The following is a 25,313-nucleotide window of genomic DNA, read 5'->3' as shown; positions in this document are numbered from 1 at the left end:
CCGAATGGCGCCCGGTCAATCGACCGGGAAAGGCGGGAAGGGCTTGGAACAGGTCAACGCGCGATTGTGCCGTCCGCACCCTCGCGCTTCAACGGCCGGATGCGGCGCAACAGCCCGTCGAGTTCGGCGAGCAGCGTGGATCCCGGCTCGTTGACGGCGGTGTCGCGGGCCATCACGAGGATGTCGACATGTGGCAGATCGGTGCGGACGCGGCGAAACGCCTCACGCGCCAGGCGCTTGATGCGGTTGCGATCGACGGCGCGCTTGGAGCAACGCTTGGAGATCGCGAGGCCGAGCCGGGCGGTGCCGGCGTCGTTGTTTCCGAAGCGCAAAAGAAAACAGCGGCCGCCGAGGCGACCGCTGACTGTTCGCAACGCGGCGAAGTCGGCGGCGCGGCGTAGCCGCGCATCGCGCGGCAGGGCTGCGGCACGCACGACCGGCGGACCGCTTACGGGATCAGACGCTTGCGACCCTTCGCACGACGCGCGTTCAGGATCTTGCGGCCATCGGCCGTGGCCATGCGGGCGCGGAAGCCGTGGGTACGGGCGCGCTTGAGCTTGCTGGGCTGGTAAGTACGCTTCATGGCGCTTACATCCGGGTGAAGATGAAAAAGGAGCGGAATTGTGCGCGACAATCCTTAGGACTGTCAAGCGCTTGGCGACAGGAGGTTTGCGGACGCGCCATCGGCGGCACACCGAGAGGGGGGCGGAACACTGGTAGACTTCGTCGTCCACCCCGCGCGCACGCGCCCCTTTCCGTGGCAAGAATACCCGATGAGTGATCTCTGGAGACGCTGTCTCGAGCGTCTTGAAGGCGAATTGAGCGCCGAGGACGTCCATACCTGGCTGATGCCGCTTCAGGCCAGGGAGGATGCGTTCGGCCTGCACCTTTACGCCCCCAATCCCTACTCGCTGGACACCGTCCGCGAGCAGTACCTCGGCCGCATACAGGCCATCGTCGAACACATCGGCGGCCAGGCCATCCCGGTGCGCCTGGAGGTCGGCTCGTCCGGCGGTCGCCCCGCGCCCGCGCGGCCCACGTCGTCGCCGGTCGCGGCGACCGCGCCACCGCCGGCGCCGCGCGTGGCCGAGCCGGCCGCGCAGGACCCCGCCCACGTCCACAATCTCGATCCGCATTACACGTTCGAAACCTTCGTCGAAGGCAAGTCGAACCAGCTCGGCAAGGCCGCGGCGATGCAGGTGGCGATGAATCCGGGTCGCGCCTACAACCCGCTGCTGCTCTACGGCGGCACCGGCCTGGGCAAGACCCACCTGATGCACGCGGCGGGCAACCTGCTGATGCGCAACAACCCCGAAGCGAAGGTGCTGTACCTGCGTTCGGAACAGTTCGTCAGCGGCATGGTGAAAGCGCTGCAACAAAAGAACATGGACGACTTCAAGCGCCGCTTCCGCTCGGTCGACGCGCTGCTGATCGACGACATCCAGTTCTTCGCCGGCAAGGACACCACGCAGGAAGAGTTCTTCCATACGTTCAATGCGCTGTTCGAAGCCAAGCAGCAGATCATCCTCACGTGCGACCGCTATCCGAAGGAACTGGACAAGCTCGAACCGCGGTTGAAGTCGCGCCTGGGCTGGGGCTTGTCGGTGGCGATCGAGCCCCCGGACTTCGAGACGCGCGCGGCCATCCTCCTGTCCAAGGCGGCGGACAAGGGCATGGAGGTATCCGACGACGTGGCGATGCTGCTCGCGCGGCGCATCCGCTCCAACGTGCGCGACCTCGAGGGCGCGCTCAACACGCTCGCGGCTCGCGCCAACTTCTATCGGAAGCCGATCACCACCGATTTCGCGGAAGAAACCCTGCGCGACCTGCTCAACACGCATGCGCAGGCGGTGACGGTGCCCAACATCCAGAAGACAGTGGCCGACTACTACCAGGTACGCCTGTCCGACCTGCTCTCCAAGCGCCGCGTGCGCTCGCTGGCGCGTCCCCGGCAGGTGGCCATGGCCCTGTCCAAGGAGCTCACCGAGCACAGCCTGCCGGAGATCGGTGAGGCGTTCGGCGGTCGCGACCATACGACGGTGCTCCATGCCTGCCGCACCATCCGTGGCTTCACGGAAAAGGACGTCCGCATGCGTCAGGACTGGGAGCAGCTGATCCGTATCTTGACGGGCTGAGAACCTGTGGATAATAGGTGGATGGACGGAGGACGGTTTTGGGTCCTGAAGTTATCCACAAGGCACCCACATGAAACCGGATGTGATGGCCATTCGATATCTAGAAAAAGTTGTTTGATTCGAAACGTTTTTTTCGACTTTTCAAGATATCCACCGGCCTAACAACCACCACTAAAGAATCTTTAAAAAACATTTAAAAGCAGGAGTAGGGGACGCATGCAATTCAGCATCCAGAGGGAAGTACTGCTCAAACCCCTCCAGCAGGTGGTGGGCGTCGTCGAACGTCGCCAGACATTGCCCGTGCTGGCCAACCTGCTGGTACGTGCTTCCGGCGGCGAGGTGTCCTTCACCGGCACGGATCTCGAAGTCGAGATGATCGCCACGACCGCCGCCGACAAGGTGCAGGAAGGCGAGATCACGATTCCGGCCCGCAAGCTGTTCGACATCGTTCGTGCGTTGCCCGACGGCGCCACCATCGACATCAAGTTGAACGGCGAACGCATCGCGCTTAACGCCGGCCGCAGCCGCTTCACGCTGGCGACCCTTCCCGCTGGCGAGTTTCCGACCATCGACGATATCGAGCTGGTCGAGCGGGTGACGCTGCCCGAAGACGTCTTGCGCGACCTGATGGATCGCACCGCCTTCGCGATGGCCAACCAGGACGTTCGCTATTACCTCAACGGCATGCTGCTCGATCTTCAGGAGCACACGCTTCGTTGCGTGGCTACGGACGGACATCGCCTGGCGCTGAAAGAAACCAAGCTGGAAAGCTCGGTGAGCGCGCGCCGCCAGATCATCATCCCGCGCAAGGGCGTGAACGAACTGATCGGCCTCCTCGAATCGGGCGAGGGTACCGTCGAGTTGGAGTTCGGTCGCAATCACCTGCGCGTACGGCGCGGTGGCGTCCAGTTCACGTCGAAGCTGATCGACGGCCGTTTTCCCGACTACGAGGCCGTCATTCCGCTGGGAGCCGACAAATCGGCCACGATCGAGCGTGACGTGCTGCGCAGCGCGCTGCAACGCGCGGCGATTCTCTCCAACGAGAAATACCGCGGCGTGAAGCTCGAGCTTTCGCCGAACCGCATCAAGATCGTGGCGCACAACCCCGAGCAGGAAGAAGCCCAGGAAGAAGTCGAAGCCGAGACCGTGGTCGACGAACTCGCCGTGGGCTTCAACGTCGGATACCTGTTGGACGCGTTGGGCGCACTTCGCGGCGACAAGGTGCGCATCAATCTTCGCGACGCGCAATCGAGCTGCCTCTTGCAGGAGGAGGGCAACGACGAAGCCCGCCACGTGGTGATGCCGCTTCGCCTCTGACCGGTCACGCGTTAAAGTTCGAGCCATGGCGCCGGAAAGTCATCGACTTTCCGGCGTTTTTCGTTGGCGATGGGATAAAAGGTAGGTCATGAGGTTCGAGTCATTACGAATCGCCGGTTTGCGATGCCTCGAATCGGTGGCTTTGAAACCCGCACCCGGAATCAACGTTTTCGTGGGCCCCAATGGCGCCGGAAAGACCAGCGTTCTGGAAGCCGCGTATTTGCTATCGCATGGCCGATCGTTTCGTGCCGGCTCGCGCGACGTGCTGCTCAAACGCGGTGCCAGCGCGCTTTCGGTGTTCGCCGAGGTGGCTGCACTTGATGGGAGCATCCGTCGGTTGGGGTTGGGACGTGAGTCGGGTCGCTGGCAGGCGAGGGTGGATGGCGACGTGGCGGCATCGCTCAGCTCGCTCGTGCAGGAGTGTGCGGTGGTCTGCTTTGAGCCTGGGTCGCACGACCTCGTCGCTGGCGCATCCGAGGAGCGCCGCCGTTACCTCGACTGGGGCTTGTTCCACGTGGAACACGATTTCGTAGGTCAATGGCGTCGCTATCAAAGGGCGCTTAAACAACGAAACGCTCTGCTTCGGCGGGGAGGTACGCCGGACGTGAACCTGCTGACGCCCTGGGAAGCCGAGCTTTCGGTCGCCGGCGAAGCCATCGGCCGTTATCGCCAGAACTACCTCGATGCGGTGCTGCCCCATATTCGGGCATTCACCGACGCCGTTCTTCCAGAAATGGGCGAGTTCAGTCTCAAGTATCGGCCGGGCTGGGACGACTCCCAGTCTTTGGCGGACGTGCTCGCCGACCGACGAGATAGGGATCTGTCTCGTGGGCACACTACGGTCGGGCCCCATCGAGCCGACTTCTCCTTGGCATTTGACCAGGCCCCGCTGCGGGAGCATTTGTCTCGCGGGCAGGAAAAGCTTTGCGCCCTGGCCTGTCTCCTCGGCCAAGCGTCGTTGTATGCCGAAACCCGGGGAGAATGGCCTGTCATCTGCCTCGACGACCTTGCATCGGAGCTTGATCGTACCCATCAAGAGTGGGTGGTGAATCAGTTATTGGGGCGTGACGCGCAAGTGTTCATCACGGGCACCGACGTTCCCGCCGCCCTGGCGGACCATCCCATCATCGTGTTCCACGTGGAACAAGGCCAAGTGGCGGCTTTGCTATAATCGTCCGACTGTCCCCCGCGTAACGGGCGGCCCAAGCCGCACGCCACGCCATGACCAGGCCTCGCATGAACGAACCTCTCGATCCGACGAACCCGAACGCCTACGACTCCGGCAGCATCAAGGTCCTAAAGGGCCTGGAGGCCGTCCGCAAGCGCCCGGGCATGTACATCGGCGATACCGATGACGGTACCGGCCTGCACCACATGGTTTTCGAGGTGGTGGACAACGCCATCGATGAAGCCCTCGCCGGCTACTGCGACTACGTGACGGTCACCATTCACGATGACGGCTCGGCCAGCGTGGCCGATAACGGCCGTGGCATCCCCGTCGATACCCACCCGGAAGAGGGCCGTTCCACGGCCGAGGTGGTGATGACGGTGCTCCATGCCGGCGGCAAGTTCGATGCGAACTCCTACAAGGTGTCCGGCGGCCTTCACGGCGTGGGCGTCTCGGTCGTGAACGCGCTCAGCGAAAAGCTCTGGCTCACGATCTGGCGCGACGGTGATGAGTGGACCCAGCAGTACGCCCATGGCGAGCCAGTGGCGCCGATCGCGGCGACGGCCACCGCGTCGCGTCGCGGCACGATGGTGCGTTTCCTGCCGAGCAAGCTCACCTTCACCAACAACAACGAGTTCCATTACGACATCCTCGCGAAGCGCCTCCGCGAGCTGGCATTCCTGAACTCGGGCGTCACCATCGAACTGGTCGACGAGCGCAACGATCGCAAGGACATCTTCGCCTACGAAGGCGGCATCAAGTCGTTCGTGCAGCACCTCTCCCAGCTCAAGACCGCGCTGCATCCCACGGTCATCAGTTTCAGCTCGTTTTCCGAAGGCATCACGGTCGAAGTGGCCATGCAATGGACCGATGCCTACCAGGAAACGATGTTCTGCTTCACCAACAACATCCCCCAGCGCGATGGCGGCACCCATCTGACGGGCTTCCGCGCCGCGCTGACGCGCACGCTGCAGAGCTACATCGAGAAGGAAAGCATCGCCAGGAACGCCAAGGTGGCGCTCTCGGGCGACGACATGCGCGAAGGCCTGATCGCCGTGCTCTCGGTGAAGGTGCCCGATCCGAAGTTCTCGTCGCAGACCAAGGACAAGCTGGTTTCCAGCGAGGTGAAGACGGCGGTGGAGCAGGTCGTCAACGACAAGCTCGCCGAATTCCTCCTGGAGCACCCCAACGAGGCCAAGGCCATCGCTTCCAAGGCGGTGGATGCGGCCCGTGCCCGTGAAGCCGCCCGCAAGGCCCGCGAAATGACCCGGCGCAAGGGCGCGCTGGACATCGCCGGCCTGCCGGGCAAGCTGGCCGACTGCCAGGAGAAGGATCCCGCGCTGTCCGAACTGTTCCTGGTGGAGGGTGATTCCGCAGGCGGCTCGGCCAAGCAGGGGCGCAACCGCCGCACGCAGGCCGTGCTTCCGTTGAAGGGCAAGATCCTCAACGTGGAAAAGGCCCGCTTCGACAAGATGATTTCCTCCGCCGAGGTCGGCACGCTGATCACCGCGCTCGGCACGGGCATCGGCAAGGAGGAATACAACCCCGACAAGCTGCGCTACCACCGCATCATCATCATGACCGACGCGGACGTGGACGGCTCGCACATCCGTACGCTGCTGCTGACCTTCTTCTACCGCCAGATGCCCGAGCTCATCGAGCGCGGCCACGTCTACATCGGCCTCCCGCCGCTGTATAAGGTGAAGCAGGGCAAGCAGGAGATGTACATCAAGGACGATGCGGTACTCAACGAGTACCTGATCGCCAGCGCGGTCGACCATGCCTCGCTCACGCCGGAAGAAGGCGCGCCTGGCATCGACGGCGTCACCCTCGAGAAGTTGTTGCGCGATTTCCAGTCGGCGCTCGACCAGATCGAACGCCTGAGCCACCGCTTCGATACGGCCACGCTCAACGCCATGATCGAACACGCTCCCCTGGAAGACGCCTTCTGGCAGGACGAAGCGGCCATGCAGGGCTGGCTCGACGGGGTGGCCGCTCGCCTGAGCGCCAGTGGACTGGGCAAGCCCACCTACAAACTACGGTTCCGTCCGGCCCTCAACGAGCAGGGCGCCGCGGTCGAAATCGAGCGCATGCAGCACGGTTTGAGCCATACGTGGATCATGCCGCAGGCGTTCTTCGGCGGCACCGAGTTCAAGGCCATCCACGGCATGTCTCGCCAGCTCGCCGAATTGCGTCTCCAACCGGGCGCCGTGGTTCGCCGGGGCAATGCCTCGCGTGGCGTGACCTCGTTTGCCGAGGTACGTAGCTGGCTGCTGGACGAAGCGAAGAAGGGCCGCACCATCCAGCGCTTCAAGGGTCTCGGCGAAATGAACCCGGAACAGCTGTGGGAAACCACCGTGAACCCGGAAACCCGGCGCATGCTCCAGGTGGGCATCGAGGATGCCGTGGCCGCCGACCAGATGTTCTCGATGCTGATGGGCGAAGCGGTGGAGCCGCGCCGCGACTTCATCGAGTCCAACGCGTTGAAGGTTGCCAACCTCGACGTGTAAATCACGCGCAAGTTGGCTGAAAAGACCAAGGCCCGGTTGTCTCGAACAACCGGGCCTTTGCTTTTTAAATCGTGACAGTTCGGGGGGACAAAAATAGCGATTTCAAGGGCTGAAAGATGGGTCGATTGGGTAAGCGCCAACGTTCTTCTAACAAGTCATTGTTTTGACGGATTTTTTTTGACGCGCTGCGACTTGTTCTTAGGAATCGAATCGGGTTAACCTCTGTAATCCCCCGGAGCACTTCCGTGTGCGACGAGTCCTTCAACAGAGGTCAGTCAATGAAACAGGGTTTCATCAAGATGGCGCTCGCTACCGCGATCGCACTTTCCTTTGCCAGCGGCGCCGCCATCGCGCGCGACAAGCAGCCGGCTCAGGATAAGAAAGAGGCGCTGTATCCCAACGCCACTCGTCAGGAGCCCAAGCTCGACCTCAAGAGCGAGAAGGACCAGAAGGCCATCAACGAAGGCCTCGACGCCGCCAACAACGGCGACAAGGACAAGGCCACGCAGATCCTCACGCCGCTCGCCGACGGCTCCGGCACGAGCAGCAAGTACGCCCAGGCGCTCGCGCTGCAGGGCCTGGCCAACATGAAGTACAACGATGGCGACGTCAAAGGCGCCATCAGCACGCTCAAGCAGGCGCTCGACATCGGCGTGATGCCGAACGACACCTACTTCCAGCTGAAGTACATGTACACCCAGTTCCTCGTGGCCGACGAGCAGTACGCGGCCGCCCTGCAGTCGCTGCAGGAATGGCGCAACGAAGGCAAGCGTGAAACCGCCGAGTCGTATGGCCTCGAAGGCAGCATCGACTATCGCCTCGAGAAGTATCCGGAAGCCATCGCCGCCATCACCAAGGCGAAGTCGATGCCCGACGCGAAGCCGCAGGCGTCGTGGGACCAGATCCTGATGGCGTCGTACTCCGAATCCGGACAGGGCGACAAGGCTGCCGCGATGGCCGCCGATGAGCTGTCGAAGAATCCGAACGACGCCACTGCGCTGAACAACGCCGCGTCGGCGCTGATCCAGGCGCAGAAGTATCCCGAGGCGATCGCGCTCTATGAGAAAGCGCATACCGCCGGCGCCATCAAGGATGAAAAGCAGTACATCAACTTCGCCAAGATCTACCTGATCGACGGCCAGGAAAACCAGGATCGCCAGAAGGGCAACGCCGTCAAGGCCGTCGCCGTCATCAAGGAAGGCATGGACAAGGGCGTGATCCAGAAGACGGCCGACAACTACAACCTGCTCGGCGATGCCGCCGTGACGGGCGACGACATGAAGGGTGCGCTGGCGGCCTATCAGCAGGCCGCGGGCGTCGCCACCAACGGCGAGCCGGCCCTGAAGGCCGCGCGCGTCCAGCTCCAGGAAAACCAGTTCGCCGCGGCTCAGAAGTCGGCGACGGATGCCATCAGCAAGGGCGTGCAGCATAAGGGCCAGGCCTACATGGTGCTCGCGGAAGCCAAGCGTGGTCAGAAAGACAAGCAGGGTGCGATCGCGGCCATGAAGGAAGCCGCCAAGGACCCTGAAACCTCTGCCAAGGCTAACGCCTGGTTGAAAACCGCAGGTAAGTAAAAAGGCGCTTGTAAAGTGCCTGAAGGGGGAGAAATGGAAAGCCATAAATCGTCCCTTCAGGTGCTATACAAACGCCATATGCTGGTGTAACTTGCGTATCTTTCCGCTTGCAGAAATCGGCGCTTTTTCGGCAATGTCAATCGCCGGGCGCCGGAAGTGCAGTGCGGGTCTCACTTCCCGCTTGATTAGCTCTTGATAGTGACTGATGGCCTCAAGTAACGAATCAACCGGCCAAGCGCCGTTTAGTTGGGGGCGCACAAGTGCGTTGGCAGTCGCCATCGCGCTGCACTCGTTCGCTTTCCTCGTGCTGGTAGCGCCGATGGCGCCGCCCAAGACGCAGGAAAAGCGCACGGATAAGGTCGTGCAGGTCGACTTCATCGAACCGCCGCCGCCGCCCCCGCCGCCGCCGCCGCCGCCTCCGGAACCCCCGAAGCAGCCGCCGCCGAAAATCATTCAGCAGGTGAAGCCGCCGCCGACACCGCCGCCGCCGGCTCCGCCGCCGCCGGCCGTCGAGGAGGCGAGCACGAACGCCGTTCCGGCTCCGCCGCCGGCGCCTCCCGCGCCGCCTGCACCGCCGGCGGATATCGCGCCGAGCGAAAATCTGTCGTACCGTCAGCGGAATCCCCCAAGGTATCCGCCGCAGGCGATTCGCCAGCGTCATGAAGGTACGGTGGTACTTCTGGTCCTTGTTGGTGTCGACGGTTCGCCGAAGGACATCAAGGTCGACCAGTCGAGCGGTTTCCGCGAATTGGACAAGGCTGCGGAGGATGCCGCAAGGAACTGGCGATTCAACCCGGGCAAGCGAGGCGGTCAGGCCGTCGAAGGCTATGCACGTGTCCCCGTTACGTTCAACCTAAACCAGCTGTAAGTTAGTCCTCACACTTACTTACATCTCCGTTAATGTTTGATTTCCCAAGGGTAGCGTTATGTTGCAAGACACCTCCGCTCAGCCTGCTAATCCAGGTCAGAACTCCAACGCCGACGCCCTCAAGCAGATGGGCTTCGACCACCTGATCCACAACTTCGACCCCCTGGGTTGGATTGTGTTCGTCGTGCTGGTCGTGATGTCGGTGCTCTCGTGGTACTTCATCGTCGCCAACTTCATCCGTAACAGCATGGTGCGTGCGCGCGCCGACAAGGTCATCCAGGGCTTCTGGAACACCGCGTCGACGCAGGACGCCATCCGCATGCTCGAAGAGCAGCCCAAGGGCGAACCGTTCTCGAAGATCGCTCTCGACGCCGCTTCGGCCGTTGCCCACCACCAGCAGGCTGCTGGCGGTCGCCTCGCCGAATCGCTGTCGCGTTCGGAATTCATCGATCGCGCCCTGCGCCAGGCCGTGTCTCGCGAGAGCCTGCGTCTGGAAGGCGGCCTGACCCTGCTCGCCACGGTCGGTTCGTCGGCTCCGTTCATCGGTCTTCTCGGTACCGTGTGGGGCATCTACCACGCGCTGATCGGCATCGCCGCGGCGGGTGAAGCCTCGATGGGCAAGGTTGCCGGCCCCGTCGGTGAGGCGCTGATCATGACCGCGTTCGGTCTGTTCACCGCTATCCCGGCCGTGCTCGCATACAACTTCTTCATGCGCTCCAACCGCCTGACCTACGCCCAGTTCGACGAATTCGCGCACGACCTGCACGACTTCTTCGCCACCGGCGCCCGTGTCGAAGGCACGAAGTAATTCGCTAGAGGATTCGACCCATGGCTATGAGCAGCGGGGGCAACTCCGGTGGTCCGATGTCGGAAATCAACGTCACGCCGCTCGTCGACGTGATGCTGGTTCTCCTGATCATCTTCATGATCACGGCGCCACTGATGTCCCACAAGGTCCAGATCGATCTGCCGAAGGCTAATCCGAACACCAAGGATGAGGCCCCGGTCGAGCCGATGGATCTCGCGGTCAAGCCGGACGGTACGTACTTCCTCAATGACAACGAAGTCAGCGAGGCTGAACTGAAGGCCCAGTTCGCGGTTGCGGCGGCGAAGTCGCCGCAGCCCGAGCTCCAGATCCGTGCCGACCGCACCACCGAGTACAAGGTGGTGAAGAAGATCCTTGGCGACGCCAAGGAAGCCGGTATGGTCCACGTCGGCTTCATGTCGACCGGCAAGGAGTAACGAACATGGCATTCAGCTCAGGCAACTCCGGTGGCCCGATGTCGGACATCAACGTCACGCCGCTCGTCGACGTGATGCTGGTGCTCCTGATCATCTTCATGATCACGGCTCCCCAGCTGTCGCATAAGATCAAGATCGATCTGCCGCAGCCGAATCCGAACATCGTCAACCCGGATAATCCGCCGGACCCCGTCCGTCTGCAGATTCGCCAGGATGGTTCGCTCTACTGGAACGATACGCCGGTCGACGAGCTGGGCCTCAAGGCCCAGATCGCGGTGATCGCCCAGCAGTCCAACCAGCCGGAACTGCAGATCGATGCGGATGACGCGGTTCAGTACGAGGTCGTGGCACGCGTGCTTTCCGACGCCAAGAGCCAGGGCCTGACCAAGATCGGTTTCGTCAACGCGCAGTAATCGATCGAAGTCGTCCGGTAAGACCAAAAACCCCGCCTCTAGGGCGGGGTTTTTTTTATGCAGTGTCCGGCGGAAACCGAATGCATCGCCACGCGTCCGCCTGCGCCGGCGACGTGTCCGGCCCTGGCGATCAGGCCAGGATATCCAGATACGCCCGAACGGTATTCGTCAGACCCTGGTACAGCGCCTCGCTGATCAGCGCGTGCCCGATCGATACCTCGGCGAGCCCGGGAATGGCGGCCTTGAAGCGCCCCAGATTGGCCTGGCTCAGATCGTGTCCCGCATTCACGGCCAGTCCCGCTTGCTGGGCGCGTTGCGCCGTATCGGCGAACGCTTTCAGCACCGACTCCACGTCGCGATCGCGACGGCGGGAAAACACCTCCGCATACGGACCGGTATACAGCTCGATACGCTGGATGCCGATAGCGACCGCCTCGGCGAACCCTTCGCCACCGGCGTCCACGAACACACTGACGCGGCAGCCCATCTCACGAAACGCGGTGACCACGGGTTTCAGCGTTTCGATGTCCTTGGTGAGATCGAAGCCGTGATCGGACGTGATCTGCCCGTCGCTGTCGGGAACGAGGGTGACCTGGGTCGGCTTCACCTCGGCGCACAAGGCGATCAGACCAGGATAATCGCCGCGAGCGGGCGCGAAGGGATTGCCCTCGATGTTGTATTCCACGCGGCCGCGCAACAAACCCGCCAGCGTGCGAACGTCGGCGGGCGTGACGTGGCGCTGGTCCGGACGCGGATGCACGGTAAGACCGCCGCAACCTGCATCGATGCAGGTGTTGGCCGCGGTGGCGATGTCGGGTTCGTGGCCGCCGCGCGAATTGCGCAACACGGCGATCTTGTTCAGGTTGACGCTGAGAAGGGTCATCGACGGTCCCAAAAAAAACGCACGCCGCCAGACGCGACGTGCGTAATGACTGTCTTCCCAGCATAACTCGCCAGCTCCGTATGGCGCACTCCACGGTTCCAGTGAATCAGACACACCTCGCCGGAAAAAGGTTCAAGGCGGATATGTGAAGACGCGCACGTTCCGTTCAGCACCTCGCCACGCCGCCGCGGCGACGGTGCCGTCGCCGGCGTCGAGGCATCGCACGCACCAGGAAGACGCCGGCCCGATATCGCCGTCGAACGCCTGGGGACGCAGCGTGTCGTCCTGGCTCATGAACGACACGCGATGCAAGCCATACGACAGGCCGCCGCCATGCGCCTTGAGCACGGCTTCCTTGTGCGTCCACAGGTCGAGAAACGCGGGCAGCCGTCGTTCGTCGCCCAGTGTCTCCAGCCATGCCGTCTCAGTGGGCGCAAAGAATCGACGCGCCAGTTCCAGCACGCGCGGGCGCGGGCGCACACGTTCCACGTCGATGCCCAGTTCGAAGCCCGCCGGTCCACGTCCTACCGCGAAGAGCGCCACATCGCGGCTGTGCGACCAGTTGAAGCCCAGGGTATTCCACGGCGCAGGCAGGACGGGTTTGCCATGCTCCTGCCGGATGACCGCCGGCGCGCCCGACCCCGCATAGGCCGAGAGAAGCGCGCCGAAGGGCGGTTCGGCACCCGCGGTGCCGGTCCAGGCCATGCGCCAGACGTGGATATCGTCGGGAGAAAGGAAAGGAACCTCGAAAGTCATCGCGCGATGCTATCCCACAACGGGGCGCCGCACGTCCTAGAATGGGGCCCGTACCATTCGGGGGAGCGACATCGGGTGATCGCAGGCTGGCTCTTGCTGCTGGTGGCGCTGCTATACGTCGGCATGCTGTTCGCCGTCGCGTACCTGGGCGACCGCCGTCCGTTCTACCCCCGCCAGCCCCGCCTTCGCCCCCTGGTCTACAGCCTCGCGCTGGCCGTCTACTGTTCGTCTTGGACCTTCTACGGCGCGGTGGGCACGGCGGCGCGTTCGGGCCTCTCCTACCTGCCGATCTACCTCGGCCCGTTGCTGCTGTTCGTGTTCGGGTTCGGCCTGCTCGAGCGGCTCGTCCTCGTGGCACGGGAACGCAACATCACCTCCATCGCCGACTTCATCGCCGCGCGTTTCGGCAAGTCGCACGGCCTCGCGGCGCTGGTCGCGGTGATCGCCGTCATCGCGATCATTCCGTACATCGCATTGCAGTTCAAAGCGGTGGCGATGTCGTTCGCCGTGCTGGGCGCCGGTGGCACCACGGGATGGTTCGGCGACACGGCCCTGTGGTGCGCGGCCTTGCTCGCCGTATTCGCGATCCTGTTCGGCACGCGCAACATCGACGCGACCGAGCACCACCACGGCATGATGCTCGCGGTGGCGCTGGAATCGCTGGTGAAGCTGCTGGCGTTCGTCGCCATCGGCATCTACGCCTGGATGCACGGGCCCGGCCTGGCCGAAACCGTGCGGGGCCCCATGCTGCAGCTGGAAAAGGGAAGCATGCCACCCGGTTTCGTCGCGCAGACGTTACTCGCGTTCTGCGCGATGTTCTGCCTGCCGAGGCAGTTCCAGATCGGCGTCGTGGAATGCGAAGACCCGCGCGATCTCCGCCGCGCGCGCGTGTTCTTTCCGCTTTACATGATCGTCATTTCCCTCGGTGTGTTGCCCATCGTCAGCGCGGGGCTCCACCTGCCGCAGGTGACGCAGGCGCACGTCGACGCCTGGGTGCTCAACCTTCCCATCGCGCTGGGCGACAAGGGCATCGCCCTGCTCGCCTTCGTCGGCGGATTTTCCGCCGCGACGGGCATGGTGATCGTGGCCGCCGTCGCGTTGGCTACCATGATCAGCAACGACCTCGTGATGCCCGCGCTGCTCCGCATCGAGCGGTTCGGCCTGGAGCGGCGCGGCGACCTGTCGAACATCGTGCTCCTGGTGCGCCGGGTGGCGATCGTCGGACTCGCGGCGTTGGCCTATTTCTATTACCGCATCATCGCCGATGCGGAAAACCTCGCCGCCACCGGCCTGTTGTCCTTCGCCGCGGTGGCGCAATTCGCACCCGCCATCGTGTCCGCGCTGTACTGGCGCGGCGCTAGCCGGGTAGGCGTCTACGTGGGCCTGCTCGCGGGCTTCCTCGTCTGGGGTTACACCTTGCTGCTGCCGGCGATGACGCGCGCGGGATGGCTCGATTCACGGTGGCTGGACCAGGGCCCTTTCGCGCTGGGCTGGTTGAAGCCCAACGAGCTATTCCACCTCACCGGCTGGGAGCCGGTGACGCACGGTACGTTCTGGTCCCTTTTCGTCAACGTGGGGTGCCTGGTCTTCTTGTCCCTCCGGTTTCGTCCGAGCGTCGCCGAACGCCTGCATGCGGCCCTGTTCGTGGATCCGTTCGTGCGCAGCGTGTCGGGCGCGGGCGACTGGCGCGGCCGCGTGACGGTACGCGACCTGGGCACCATCGCGGGGCGCATCGTGGGCGAACGCGTGACCGCGCGCGCGTTCAACGAATACGCGCAGCGCCACGGACTGACGCTCTCCCCCGGCGATGCCGCCGACCGGCCCCTGATACAGTTCACCGAACGCCTGCTTGCGAGCGCGGTCGGCGCGGCGAGCGCACGTCGCATCCTCATGGGCGCGCTGTCGGGTACGGGCCTGGACATCGCCGAAGCGATGGCACTGCTCGACGAGGCCTCGCAGGAACTCCGCTTCAATCGTGAACTGCTGTCCACCACGCTGGAAAACGTCTCCCAAGGCATCAGCGTGGTCGACGGCGACATGCGCCTGGTAGCCTGGAATCGACGCTATCTCGAGCTGTTCGATTATCCCGACGGCATGGTCTACGTCGGCTTGCCGGTGGCCGACCTGATTCGCTGGAACGCCGAGCACGGCGAATGCGGTCCCGGCGAAGTGGACGAGCACGTGGGTAAACGCATCCGCTACATGCGCGCGGGTTCGCCCCACGTGTTCCAGCGCGTGCGCCCCGACGGTACCGTGATCGAAATGCGCGGGCGCGCGCTCCCGGGCGGCGGTTTCGTCACCACGTTCACCGACGTCACGGCGTACAAGGCCGTCGAGCAGGCCTTGATCGACGCCAACGAAACGCTCGAGCAGCGCGTGGAAATGCGCACGGCCGAACTGAGCGAAGCACTGAGCGCCACGGCCATTGCACGTCGCGAAGCCGAAGCGGCCAACGCGTCGAAGACACGGTTCCTGGCGGCCGCCAGCCACGACCTCCTGCAACCGCTCAACGCCGCGCGACTGTTCACCTCCGCGCTGCGGCAGGACCCGACGCTGGACGGTGAAGCGGCAAAGCTCGCCGAACGCATCGATGCATCGTTCCGCGCGGCGGAAGACCTTCTCGACGCCTTGCTGGACGTGTCGCGACTCGATGCCGGGAGTTATCGGCCGGAGATCGCGCCGTTCGCCCTGGCCGACGTCTTCGATTCGCTCAAGCAGCAGTTCGCCGTGGTCGCCGAGCAGCGTGGCCTGTCGTTGCACGTCGTACCGACCGCACTCGCGGTGCGATCCGATGCGCAGCTGCTGAGGCGGATCATCGCCAACTTCCTCTCCAATGCCTTGCGCTATACCCGCGTGGGCGGCGTGGTGGTGGGTGCGCGCCGGGTCGGAAGCAACGTGCGTATCGAGGTATGGGATAGCGGCCCGGGCATCGCCGACGAACAGCAGGCCCGCATCTTCGGCGAGTTCCAGCGGCTCGAACGTCCCTCTCCCTGGGGCGAAAAAGGCCTCGGCCTGGGCCTGTCGATCTGCGATCGCCTGGCCGACATCCTCGGCCACACGCTCGGCCTGCGTTCCCGGGTGGGCCAGGGCAGCTGCTTCTCCATCACGGTGCCGCGTACCGAAGCGGTGGCGCGCAAGCGTACTCCATCGATGGCGCGTCCTGGCGGTGAACAGTTGCCCATCACGGTACTGTGCCTGGACAACGACGAGACCATTCTCGAAGGCATGCGCGCATTGCTGGGCCGCTGGGGCGTCGATTGCCGCACGGCGCTCGACGTGGCCGCCGCTGAGGCGATCCTGTCCACCACGCATGTGGATCTCATCCTCGCCGACTATCACCTGGGCGACGACGTGGACGGACTCGAGGCCTTGCGTTACCTGGAAACGAAAATATCGCCGTTGCCGCCGGCGGCGATGGTGACGGCCGACGGTAGCACCGAGCTGAAGCAGCGCGCGCGGGCGCTGGGGTATCCATTGCTGCACAAGCCGGTGCGGCCGGCGGCGTTGCGTGCGTTGCTGGTCGCGCTGGCCAAGCGAATCGGCACCCATGCCGCCTGACGGCGGTTCGCCGATGCGATCGGCTCCCACCCCTTCGGTAGCACGTCGATCGACATTTCCAGTCGCGAAAGCGTTACTTCCCTTCGGCTATGCCGGGCAACGCTTCCTTCTCCACATCCAGGTGACTCGCCGCCAACGCCACCTGCGTGCGATTGGACACGCCCAGCTTGCGCATGATCGCCGTCATGTGCGCTTTCACCGTCGCCTCGGATACGCCGAGGTCATACGCGATCTGCTTGTTCAGTAGCCCTTCGGCGATCATGTTGAGCACGCGGAATTGCTGCGGCGTGAGCGACGCCACGCGCGCCGCGACGTCGGCTTCGTCGGCCTTGAGTTCCACGTGACCAAGCACGAGCTGCGGCGGCAACCAGACATCGCCGTCGAGCACCGTGCGGACCGCTTCGACGATCGTTTCGACCGCCGCGGATTTGGGTATGTACGCGGATGCGCCATGCGCCAGCGCACGCCGGGCGATATGCGCTTCCTCGTGACCGGAGACGACGATGGTGGGCAACCCCGGATATTGCCCGCGGATATGGGCGAGCGCGGAATACCCGCGTGCGCCCGGCATGTGCAGGTCGAGCAGCAGCAGGTCGGCCTCGGGCATGGACTCGATCAGGGCGAACAACGCGGGCACGCTGTCCGCCGCGTGCACGGCGGCCCCCGGCACGGCCGCCAGCACCGCGCGCTGCAGGGCATCGCGGAACAGCGGATGATCGTCGGCGATGAGTACGTCGGACATGTCTACTTGACCAGACGCTCCTCCACGAGGCTCTTCACCACGCCAGGGTCCGCCAGCGTCGAAATGTCGCCGAGCTGGTCGGGCTGGTTCTCCGCGATCTTGCGCAGGATGCGGCGCATGATCTTGCCCGAGCGCGTCTTCGGCAGGCCGGGTGCCCACTGGAGGAAATCGGGTACCGCAAGCGCGCCGATGTCCTTGCGCACCTCGGCCACCAGTTCCTTGCGCAGTTCGTCGCTGCCGCTCTCTCCCGCGTTGAGGGTGACGAAGGCATAGATGCCCTGGCCCTTGATGTCGTGGTGGCAGCCGACCACGGCCGCTTCAGCCACCTTCGGATGGGCCACCAGCGCGCTCTCCACCTCGGCCGTGCCGATGCGATGGCCCGAGACGTTGATCACGTCGTCGACGCGTCCGGTGATCCAGTAATAGCCGTCGGCATCGCGACGCACGCCGTCACCCGTGAAGTAGTTGCCGGGATAGGTCTTGAAGTAGGTATCGATGAAGCGCTGGTGGTCGCCGTAGACGGTACGCATCTGGCCCGGCCACGAATCGGTGATGACCAGGTTGCCGCTGGCTTCGCCTTCCAGCGGCTTGCCGTCGGTGTCGACCACGGCGGGCTTCACGCCGAAGAACGGCAGGCTCGCCGAACCGGGCTTCAGGTCGATGGCGCCGGGCAACGGCGTGATCATGAAGCCGCCGGTTTCCGTCTGCCACCAAGTGTCCACGATGGGGCAACGCGCTTCACCCACCACTTCGTAGTACCACTTCCAGGCTTCCGGATTGATCGGTTCGCCCACGGTGCCGAGGATGCGAAGGCTCTTGCGGGAGGTCTTCTTCACCGGGCCGTCGCCCTCGCGCATCAACGCGCGGATGGCCGTGGGCGCCGTGTAGAACAGCGTGACCTTGTGCTTGTCGACCACCTGCCAGAAACGGCTGAAGTCGGGATAGTGCGGCACGCCGTCGAACATCACCACGGTGGCGCCGTTGGCGAGCGGGCCGTAGACCACGTAACTGTGGCCGGTGATCCAGCCCACGTCGGCGGTGCACCAGTAGACGTCGTCTTCGCGCAGGTCGAAGGTGAGTTCGTGCGTGAGGCTCGTATAGACGAGGTAACCGCCGCTGGTGTGCAGCACGCCCTTGGGCTGGCCGGTGGAGCCGGAGGTGTAGAGCGTGAACAGCGGATCTTCCGCGTTCATCGGCTCGGCCGGGCAATCGGTGGACTGGCCCTCCATCAGCGTGTGGTACCAGCGGTCGCGCGGCGGCTGCATGTGGATGGCGCCGCCGGTTCGGCGCACCACCACCACGGTTTCCACGCTGTTGGTGTTGGGCCGGGTGAGCGATTCGTCGACGTTGGCCTTCAGCGGGATCTTCTTGCCGCCGCGGCAGCCTTCGTCGGCGGTGACGATGAGCTTGGCCTTCGAATCGGCGATGCGGCTGGCCAGCGAATCGGGCGAGAAGCCGCCGAACACCACCGAGTGAATGGCGCCGATGCGCGCGCAGGCCAGCATGGCCACGGCCGCCTCGGGAATCATCGGCAGGTAGATCACCACGCGATCGCCCTTGGCCACGCCGAGGTTCTTCAGCGTGTTGGCGAACTTGCAGACCTCGCCGTGCAACTCGCGATAGCTGAGGCTGCGGCTTTCGCTCGGATCGTCGCCCTCGAAGATGATGGCGGTCTTGTCGCCCCGCTTGTCCAGGTGGCGATCCAGGCAGTTGGCGGCCACGTTGAGCTGACCGTCCTCATACCAGCGGATGTGCAGGTCGGCCGGGTCGTAGGAGACGTTCTTGATGGTCGTCGGCGGCACGATCCAGTCCAGGCGTCCGCTCATCCGCTTCCAGAAGCCGTTCGGATCCTGGATCGATTCGGCGTACATGCGCTCGTAATCGCCCTTGCTGACGTGGCCGATGGAGGGGTCGGCCGGGTACTTCTCGGACATGCGTGCTCCTGCTTGAACGTGGGTCGGCGAGGCCGTGGGACAGGCCATGGAGTTTACCTTCGCCGCGACGCACAAAGCGGCGAACCCCCTTCGACTTTGGTCGAGTTTCGACCTTTGGCGAATGGAACGCCCGCGCACGGCTGACCCATGCTCGGCTTGCCAATGGTTGGGGAGACCATGATGAAACCGATCCGTAACGGGGGGCGGAAGGCGATGGCCTTCAGCGTCGCATGTGCGTTGATGCTGCCGATGGCGGCCTTGCCGGACCTTGCCCACGCCCAGTCGAAATCGAAGAAGACCGCCGGCCGCGAGGCCGAACTCGAAGCCCGGGTCAACCAGCTCGAACAGCAGCTGGCCGAGCTGAAGGCGATGATCCAGGAACAGCGCGACGCCACCAGCCAGGCCACCGCCACGGCGCAGGCCGCGCAGACGCAGGCCCAGCAGACCGACGAGAAGGTCACCAAGGTCGAAAAGACCGTGGCCTCGGTCCCGGCCAAGCCCACGTTCACCACGGCGCCCGGCGTCTCGGTGGCGTTCCATGGCTTCATCAACGCCAATGCCTTCACCCAGAGCAAGGGTTACACCTTCGGCAACGGCGCCAACGCCGAATACCCGATTCCCGGTACCGGCGGCCGCGTGAACGATTCGCTCAGCGGCGTGGACGTGCGCAACACGCGCTTCTGGCTCGACTTCACCGGCGCCAAGCTCAACGAGAGCTGGAGCGGCGGCGGCCGCATCGAGATGGACTTCTTCGGCGGCTTCAACGGCACGGGACCGTACAGCCAGCAGCAGCCCACGCCCCGCCTGCGCCAGGCGTACATGGACATCACCAACGCCGACACCGGCACCACCTTCCGCATCGGCCAGATGTGGGATCTCATGTTCCCGCTGGAATACATCCCGCAGTCGCTCTCGCACATCGCCTTCCCGCTGGGCTACGGCACGGGCGTGATCGGCTGGCGCTACCCGGGCATCATCTGGATGCAGGACCTGAACCACGGCTCGGAAGGGGTGAAGTGGCGTTTCGATCTTGCCGCGTTCGAGGGAAGCTGGAACGGGCCGGGCAACACCACCAATTACCTCACCGCCGGCAACACGGGCTTCAAGCCGCAGGTGGAGGCGCGCCTCACCGCCAAGGGCGGCAACTGGCAGGCCTTCCTCGCCGGTCATTATTCCAAGCTCGACCTGCACGGCGTCGACGGCACGACGATCACGCCGATCAAGAGCAACATCAAGAGTACGGCGGTGGAGCTGGGCGGGATGTGGACGCCGGGCAACTTCATCCTCAAGAGCGCCGTCTACACGGGCAATGCCATCGGCCAGATCTTCGGCGACCTCTCGCAGTTCGGCGACATCAAGGACACGGGCGGCTACCTGCAGGTGGGCTACAAGTTCACGCCGCACTGGTCGGCCTACGGCACGTACGCCACCAGCAAGCCCGACAAGGACGACGTGTTGCGCTGGCGCGCCCCCAACACCGCGGCGCTGTTGAAGAACCGCCAGGGCGCGCTCAGCCTGCAATACACGGCCGGCGCCTACGACTTCAGCGTGGAGTGGATCCATTCCAACCTGGATTCGAGCACCACCAATGGCCTCGGCCGGCAGAAGACCTCCGCCAACGAGTTCACCCTCAACGGCAACTATCGTTTCTAACCGGAGACCGACATGGCGACCACCGCATCCGGCCTCCGCGCCGACGGCAGCATCGGTACCAGCCACCGGCGCGTGATTTTCGCGTCGAGCCTGGGCACCGTCTTCGAATGGTATGACTTCTATCTCTACGGCTCGCTCGCCGCGATCATCGGCAAGCAGTTCTTCACCGGACTGAACGAGACGAGCCAGTTCATCTTCGCCCTGCTCGCGTTCGCCGCCGGCTTCGCCGTGCGTCCGTTCGGCGCGATCGTATTCGGTCGCGTGGGCGATCTCATCGGCCGCAAGTACACGTTCCTCATCACCATCATCATCATGGGCACGTCCACCTTCCTGGTGGGCGTCTTGCCCGGGTACTCGACGATGGGAACGCTCGCGCCCGTGTTGCTCATCCTCCTGCGACTGCTGCAAGGCCTGGCGTTGGGCGGCGAGTACGGCGGCGCGGCCACCTACGTCGCCGAGCACGCGCCGCCGGGCAAGCGTGGCTTGTACACCAGCTTCATCCAGATCACCGCCACGTTCGGCTTGTTCCTCTCGCTGCTCGTGATCCTCGGCACGCGCCTGGGAATGGGTAGCGAAGCGTTCGAGGCGTGGGGTTGGCGCATCCCGTTCCTGCTTTCCGCCATCCTCGTCGGCGTGTCGGTGTACATCCGCATGCAGCTGCACGAGTCGCCGGTGTTCCAGCAGATGAAGGCCGAAGGCAAGCAGTCGAAGGCACCCCTGACCGAAGCCTTCGGCCAGTGGAAGAACCTGAAGCTGGTGATCCTGGCCCTGCTCGGCGCCACGGCCGGCCAGGCGGTGGTCTGGTACACGGGCCAGTTCTACTCGCTCTATTTCCTCACCCAGAGCCTGAAGATCGACGCCACCACGGCCAACCTGCTGATCGCCGCCGCCTTGCTCATCGGCACGCCGTTCTTCGTTTTCTTCGGTTGGTTGTCCGATCGCATCGGTCGCAAGACGGTGGTGCTCACGGGTTGCCTCATCGCCGCGCTGACGATGTTCCCGATCTTCAAGGGTCTTACCCACTTCGGCAATCCGGCGGTGGAAGCCGCCGCGGCCTCCGCGCCGGTGACCGTGGTGGCCGACCCGAACGCGTGCAGCTTCCAGTTCGATCCGGTGGGCAAGAAGACCTTCACCAGCTCCTGCGACGTGGCCAAGAGCGTGCTGGCGAAGAAAGGCATTCCGTACACCAACGCCGCCGCGGCGCCCGGAACGCTCGCCACGGTGAAGATCGGCGACGAAGTCATCGAATCGTTCGAGGGCAGCGCGCTCGCCAAGGCCGACTTCACCGCGAAGAACAAGGACTTCACCGACCGCGTGGCCGCGCAGGTGAAAGCGGCGGGCTACCCCGCCAAGGCCGATCCGGCGACGGCGAACTACCCGATGCTGGTGGTGCTGCTGGCGATCCTGGTCATCTACGTCACGATGGTCTACGGCCCGATCGCCGCATGGCTGGTGGAGATGTTCCCCACCCGTATCCGCTACACCTCGATGAGCCTGCCGTACCACATCGGCAACGGCTGGTTCGGCGGCTTCGTGCCCACCATCGGCTTCATGCTGGTGGCCTGGAAAGGCGACATCTACTACGGCCTCTGGTATCCGGTGGCGGTCGCCATGATGACCTTCGTGATCGGGCTGTTCTTCGTGCGCGAGACCAAGGACGTGCCGTTGGAGCACTGACGGTCGAACGTCCCGACGGCTGCCCGGGCCCCCGATTCGTCGGGGGCCTTTTCTTAGGGTGGACCTACACCGTGAAGCAGCAGCATCGTGGGCCGGGCTGAGTCGCTGGCTTCCCGACAGGCGATCCGCACGCCATCGATCGATACCGTGCGATACGCGACGGCGGCGGCAAAACGTTTCATGGGACGGCACCTGTGGGCTTGGAGTGACCGTACTCTAGGAAGACCGACGTTTCGCCGGCACCCTGCATCGTGCAATTCACCCTTGCGTGGACCGTACCGCTCACGCGTTGCATACCCCCGGTCCGTACGATCGGGGCATGATCCAACCCATCGACATCCTGCTCCGACTGGTGACCGCCGCCGTGCTCAGCGGCATCATCGGCGCGAATCGTGGCCGCCTGGAATGGACGGCCGGCCTGCGTACCCACATGCTGGTGGGCGTCGGCGCGGCACTCGCGATCGTGGTCTCGGCGTTCGGCTTCGCCGATGTGATCGACCAGCCGCACGTCGTGCTCGATCCCTCCCGCATCGCGGCCCAGGTCATCAGCGGCATCGGCTTCCTGGGTGCCGGCACCATCCTTTTCGTGGAGCGCGACCAGATCGTGCGCGGCCTGACCACGGCCGCCAGCCTCTGGGCCGTGGCATCGGTGGGACTGGCCGCGGGCGGCGGGCTTTACGTGGGTGCGGTGATCGCCACGGCGGTGATCTGGGTCATCCTCGCGATGCTCAAGCCGCTCGAGCGACGCATCGTCGGCAAGAAGGCCCGCCGCCCCCGATTGATCGCCCGCCTGGACGGCACCGCGCCGCTAGCCGAATGCGAGCGGACCGTGGCGGGCTACCACCTGCCGGTGGTCCGGATGGTGCTGCGGCGCGAGGCCGACGGAGGCGATGCCGTCACCATCCTCTTCAGCCGCCCGGTGCAGGCCGAACGCCTCGCCGAACTGGCCGACGGTCTACGAACCCTGGAAGGGATCCGGTCGGTCGAATACGAGGTATCCGGCCAGACCGACGCGTTCCGCAACGAATAGCGGCTCGCAGCGCGTGAGACGGACATGACGTACATTTGTACGCATGTCCGAGCCCCTCCCCACCCTCCGCGTTCACAAAGGCCGGGGCGCCGCCTCCAACCCGGAGGGGCGCTTCGAATCCACGCGCCACCAGGCCGAAGACGACGGCTGGTACCGCGAAACCGACGAGCGCCGCCCCGCCACCGAGGTGCGCGAGGAGCTGGCGCGCAGCGTCATCAGCCGCAACGACTCCCCCGACGTCGGCTTCGACCAGGCGCTCAATCCGTACCGAGGCTGCGAGCATGGGTGCATCTACTGCTACGCGCGGCCTTCGCACTCGTACCTCAACCTGTCGCCCGGCCTCGACTTCGAGACCAAGCTGTTCGCCAAGACCAACTTGGCCGAAACGCTGCGCGCCGAGCTAGCGAAGAAGAACTACGTCTGCAAGCCGATCAACATCGGCAGCAACACGGATCCCTACCAGCCCATCGAAAAACGCTGGCGCCTCACCCGCGCCGCGCTGGCGCTGCTCGACGAGTGCAACCATCCGTGCACCATCGTCACCAAGAACGCGCTGATCGAGCGCGACCTCGACATCCTTGCGCCGATGGCGAAACGAAATCTCGTGCAAGTGTTCATTTCCATCAACTCACTCGACAACAAGCTGGCATCGAAGCTGGAGCCGCGCGCCTCCGCCCCGCATCGGCGCATGCAGGCGGTGAAAGCGATGCACGACGCCGGCGTACCCGTAGGCGTGATGGTGGCGCCGCTCATCCCCGCGCTCAACGAGCGCGACGTGGAAGCCATCATCGAACAGGCGGCGGCAAACGGCGCGAACTCCATCGGCTATACCTGCGTGCGCCTGCCGCACGAGTTGAAGCAACTGTTCCGCGAGTGGCTGGAGCAGCACTTTCCCGATCGCGCGGCACACGTCATCAGCCTGATCCAGCAGATGAACGGCGGCAAGGATTACGACTCGAACTTCGCCACGCGCATGCGGGGGCAGGGGATCTTCGCGGACATCATTCGCAAGCGGGTGCAGGTGGCGTGTCGCAAGGCGGGGTTGCACCGGGCGTGGGATACGGTGCTGGATACGTCGAAGTTCGTGGCGCCGCGGGTTCATTCGCCGCAAGGTGAGTTGTTTTGAGTAGAACAATCACGACGGTTCGTCACAGCGTGTCGAGAAAGGCCCGAAGATCGGATCGCTCCTGAGCGGTAAGTCCTATCGGATATCCGGTGTCGAGGCCTCGATAATAAACCTCCCTGTCCACTAAAATTAGCTTATGCATTGAAGCGTGGCGGCTCAAATTGAATGAATGCGCAGCAATACATGCGGGGGAATGATGACTGCTAAGCGTTTGGGGTTACTTATAGCCATTTCTATCCCATGGCTTGCCGGCCTTTGGATCTCCTATTGGAGCGGCTTCGATCGAAGCTATGTGCTTATGCACTCGGAGAATGTTCAGCAAGCTAAAGTTGACGTTATTAAAGGTCGAGAATTGCTTAAAATTTTGTCGAAGGATGAGACCAAGAAGGCTACGGAGTTCATAGCTGTTGATATGGCGCAGAACCAGCTGTTTGCCCAAGATGGCGATGTCCACGACAACTTTTGGGTCCGAATCCGTCAAGTGGTGCTTCCATTTGAGTATCTTGAATTTATTCGAATTCATGAAGGTACTTCGCATGGCACTTCGAAGAACCGGGCGCAAGCAGTGCACTAAATGACTCGCTGACTGCCAATTTCGGAAGGGTCTGCAGTCAACTATATGCTTGGCAGGCCTGATGTCTCATCGTCTACCCCAGAAAAAGACGCAGGCAGGGTGTCGGCGCGGCTCCAAAGTGAACACTTTCTAGATCGTCATAAAATGCTGGTG

The 25,313-nt window shown here is 63.9% G+C and carries 21 protein-coding genes; 15 read left to right on the top strand and 6 right to left on the bottom strand.

Annotated elements, in window-relative coordinates; all coding sequences use genetic code 11:
- Positions 1–53 precede the first annotated feature (53 nt).
- Both rnpA and rpmH read right to left on the bottom strand, forming a co-directional pair.
- Positions 54–434 (bottom strand): ribonuclease P protein component, encoded by a 381-nt coding sequence (gene rnpA / locus JNG39_RS11835; protein ID WP_368311578.1) that lies wholly within the window; start codon positions 432–434, stop codon positions 54–56.
- A 14-nt stretch (positions 435–448) separates the two neighbouring features.
- The gene (gene rpmH / locus JNG39_RS11830; protein ID WP_045828244.1) at positions 449–583 is read right to left on the bottom strand and encodes a 50S ribosomal protein L34; all 135 of its coding nucleotides are present in this window, start codon (positions 581–583) and stop codon (positions 449–451) included.
- 190 nt (positions 584–773) lie between these two features.
- Here rpmH and dnaA point away from each other — a divergent pair, with 190 nt between their 5' ends.
- The 9 genes from dnaA to JNG39_RS11785 all read left to right on the top strand — a co-directional run bounded on the left by dnaA (position 774) and on the right by JNG39_RS11785 (position 11,227).
- On the top strand, positions 774–2,135 hold the full coding sequence (gene dnaA, locus JNG39_RS11825) for a chromosomal replication initiator protein DnaA (protein WP_368311577.1): 1,362 nt from the start codon (positions 774–776) through the stop codon (positions 2,133–2,135).
- Between the two features lie 216 nt (positions 2,136–2,351).
- Positions 2,352–3,452, top strand: a complete 1,101-nt coding sequence (gene dnaN, locus JNG39_RS11820; RefSeq protein WP_368311576.1) for a DNA polymerase III subunit beta — start codon at positions 2,352–2,354, stop codon at positions 3,450–3,452.
- 88 nt (positions 3,453–3,540) lie between these two features.
- Complete coding sequence (gene recF, locus JNG39_RS11815) at positions 3,541–4,623, top strand: DNA replication/repair protein RecF (RefSeq protein WP_368311575.1); 1,083 nt, start codon at positions 3,541–3,543, stop codon at positions 4,621–4,623.
- Between the two features lie 65 nt (positions 4,624–4,688).
- Complete coding sequence (gene gyrB, locus JNG39_RS11810; RefSeq protein WP_368311574.1) at positions 4,689–7,130, top strand: DNA topoisomerase (ATP-hydrolyzing) subunit B; 2,442 nt, start codon at positions 4,689–4,691, stop codon at positions 7,128–7,130.
- 278 nt (positions 7,131–7,408) lie between these two features.
- Positions 7,409–8,704: a tetratricopeptide repeat protein gene (locus tag JNG39_RS11805; RefSeq protein ID WP_368311573.1), complete on the top strand. Its 1,296-nt coding sequence runs from the start codon at positions 7,409–7,411 to the stop codon at positions 8,702–8,704.
- A gap of 205 nt (positions 8,705–8,909) precedes the next feature.
- Entirely contained in the window at positions 8,910–9,572 is a 663-nt protein-coding gene (locus JNG39_RS11800; RefSeq protein ID WP_247372046.1) for an energy transducer TonB, read from the top strand.
- Between the two features lie 58 nt (positions 9,573–9,630).
- Positions 9,631–10,380: a MotA/TolQ/ExbB proton channel family protein gene (locus JNG39_RS11795; protein ID WP_247372049.1), complete on the top strand. Its 750-nt coding sequence runs from the start codon at positions 9,631–9,633 to the stop codon at positions 10,378–10,380.
- Between the two features lie 20 nt (positions 10,381–10,400).
- The gene (locus JNG39_RS11790) at positions 10,401–10,814 is read left to right on the top strand and encodes a biopolymer transporter ExbD (protein WP_247372052.1); all 414 of its coding nucleotides are present in this window, start codon (positions 10,401–10,403) and stop codon (positions 10,812–10,814) included.
- A 5-nt stretch (positions 10,815–10,819) separates the two neighbouring features.
- Positions 10,820–11,227, top strand: coding sequence for a biopolymer transporter ExbD (locus tag JNG39_RS11785; RefSeq protein ID WP_247372054.1), 408 nt, complete (start codon positions 10,820–10,822; stop codon positions 11,225–11,227).
- Between the two features lie 130 nt (positions 11,228–11,357).
- Here JNG39_RS11785 and JNG39_RS11780 read toward each other — a convergent pair whose 3' ends face one another.
- Together JNG39_RS11780 and JNG39_RS11775 are read right to left on the bottom strand one after the other, a co-directional pair.
- Positions 11,358–12,110 (bottom strand): pyridoxine 5'-phosphate synthase, encoded by a 753-nt coding sequence (locus JNG39_RS11780; protein ID WP_368311572.1) that lies wholly within the window; start codon positions 12,108–12,110, stop codon positions 11,358–11,360.
- Between the two features lie 132 nt (positions 12,111–12,242).
- A complete protein-coding gene (locus JNG39_RS11775; protein WP_368311571.1) occupies positions 12,243–12,866 on the bottom strand; it encodes a 4'-phosphopantetheinyl transferase superfamily protein in 624 nt (207 codons plus the stop codon).
- Between the two features lie 75 nt (positions 12,867–12,941).
- Here JNG39_RS11775 and JNG39_RS11770 point away from each other — a divergent pair, with 75 nt between their 5' ends.
- Complete coding sequence (locus JNG39_RS11770; protein ID WP_368311570.1) at positions 12,942–16,424, top strand: NahK/ErcS family hybrid sensor histidine kinase/response regulator; 3,483 nt, start codon at positions 12,942–12,944, stop codon at positions 16,422–16,424.
- 73 nt (positions 16,425–16,497) lie between these two features.
- On the opposite strand, the gene JNG39_RS11765 is transcribed toward JNG39_RS11770, so the two are convergent.
- Both JNG39_RS11765 and acs read right to left on the bottom strand, forming a co-directional pair.
- Positions 16,498–17,166, bottom strand: a complete 669-nt coding sequence (locus tag JNG39_RS11765; RefSeq protein WP_368311569.1) for a response regulator transcription factor — start codon at positions 17,164–17,166, stop codon at positions 16,498–16,500.
- A gap of 2 nt (positions 17,167–17,168) precedes the next feature.
- Complete coding sequence (acs, locus tag JNG39_RS11760) at positions 17,169–19,100, bottom strand: acetate--CoA ligase (RefSeq protein WP_368311568.1); 1,932 nt, start codon at positions 19,098–19,100, stop codon at positions 17,169–17,171.
- 180 nt (positions 19,101–19,280) lie between these two features.
- Between acs and JNG39_RS11755 the strand changes: the two genes are divergently transcribed.
- From JNG39_RS11755 to JNG39_RS11735, 5 genes are all read left to right on the top strand, one after another.
- Positions 19,281–20,753: a hypothetical protein gene (locus JNG39_RS11755; protein ID WP_368311567.1), complete on the top strand. Its 1,473-nt coding sequence runs from the start codon at positions 19,281–19,283 to the stop codon at positions 20,751–20,753.
- Between the two features lie 12 nt (positions 20,754–20,765).
- A complete protein-coding gene (locus JNG39_RS11750; protein WP_368311566.1) occupies positions 20,766–22,430 on the top strand; it encodes an MFS transporter in 1,665 nt (554 codons plus the stop codon).
- Between the two features lie 319 nt (positions 22,431–22,749).
- Positions 22,750–23,460 (top strand): MgtC/SapB family protein, encoded by a 711-nt coding sequence (locus JNG39_RS11745; protein WP_368311565.1) that lies wholly within the window; start codon positions 22,750–22,752, stop codon positions 23,458–23,460.
- A gap of 43 nt (positions 23,461–23,503) precedes the next feature.
- Entirely contained in the window at positions 23,504–24,586 is a 1,083-nt protein-coding gene (locus JNG39_RS11740; RefSeq protein WP_368311564.1) for a PA0069 family radical SAM protein, read from the top strand.
- A 169-nt stretch (positions 24,587–24,755) separates the two neighbouring features.
- Positions 24,756–25,160 carry a hypothetical protein gene (locus JNG39_RS11735; protein WP_368311563.1) on the top strand — a complete coding sequence of 135 codons (405 nt, stop codon included), beginning with the start codon at positions 24,756–24,758 and terminating at the stop codon, positions 25,158–25,160.
- The last annotated feature ends 153 nt before the right edge of the window (positions 25,161–25,313 follow it).

Source organism: Luteibacter sp. CQ10 (genome assembly GCF_040900725.1).
Taxonomy (GTDB): Bacteria; Pseudomonadota; Gammaproteobacteria; order Xanthomonadales; family Rhodanobacteraceae; genus Luteibacter.
This window is presented reverse-complemented; position numbering and strand designations above follow the sequence as displayed.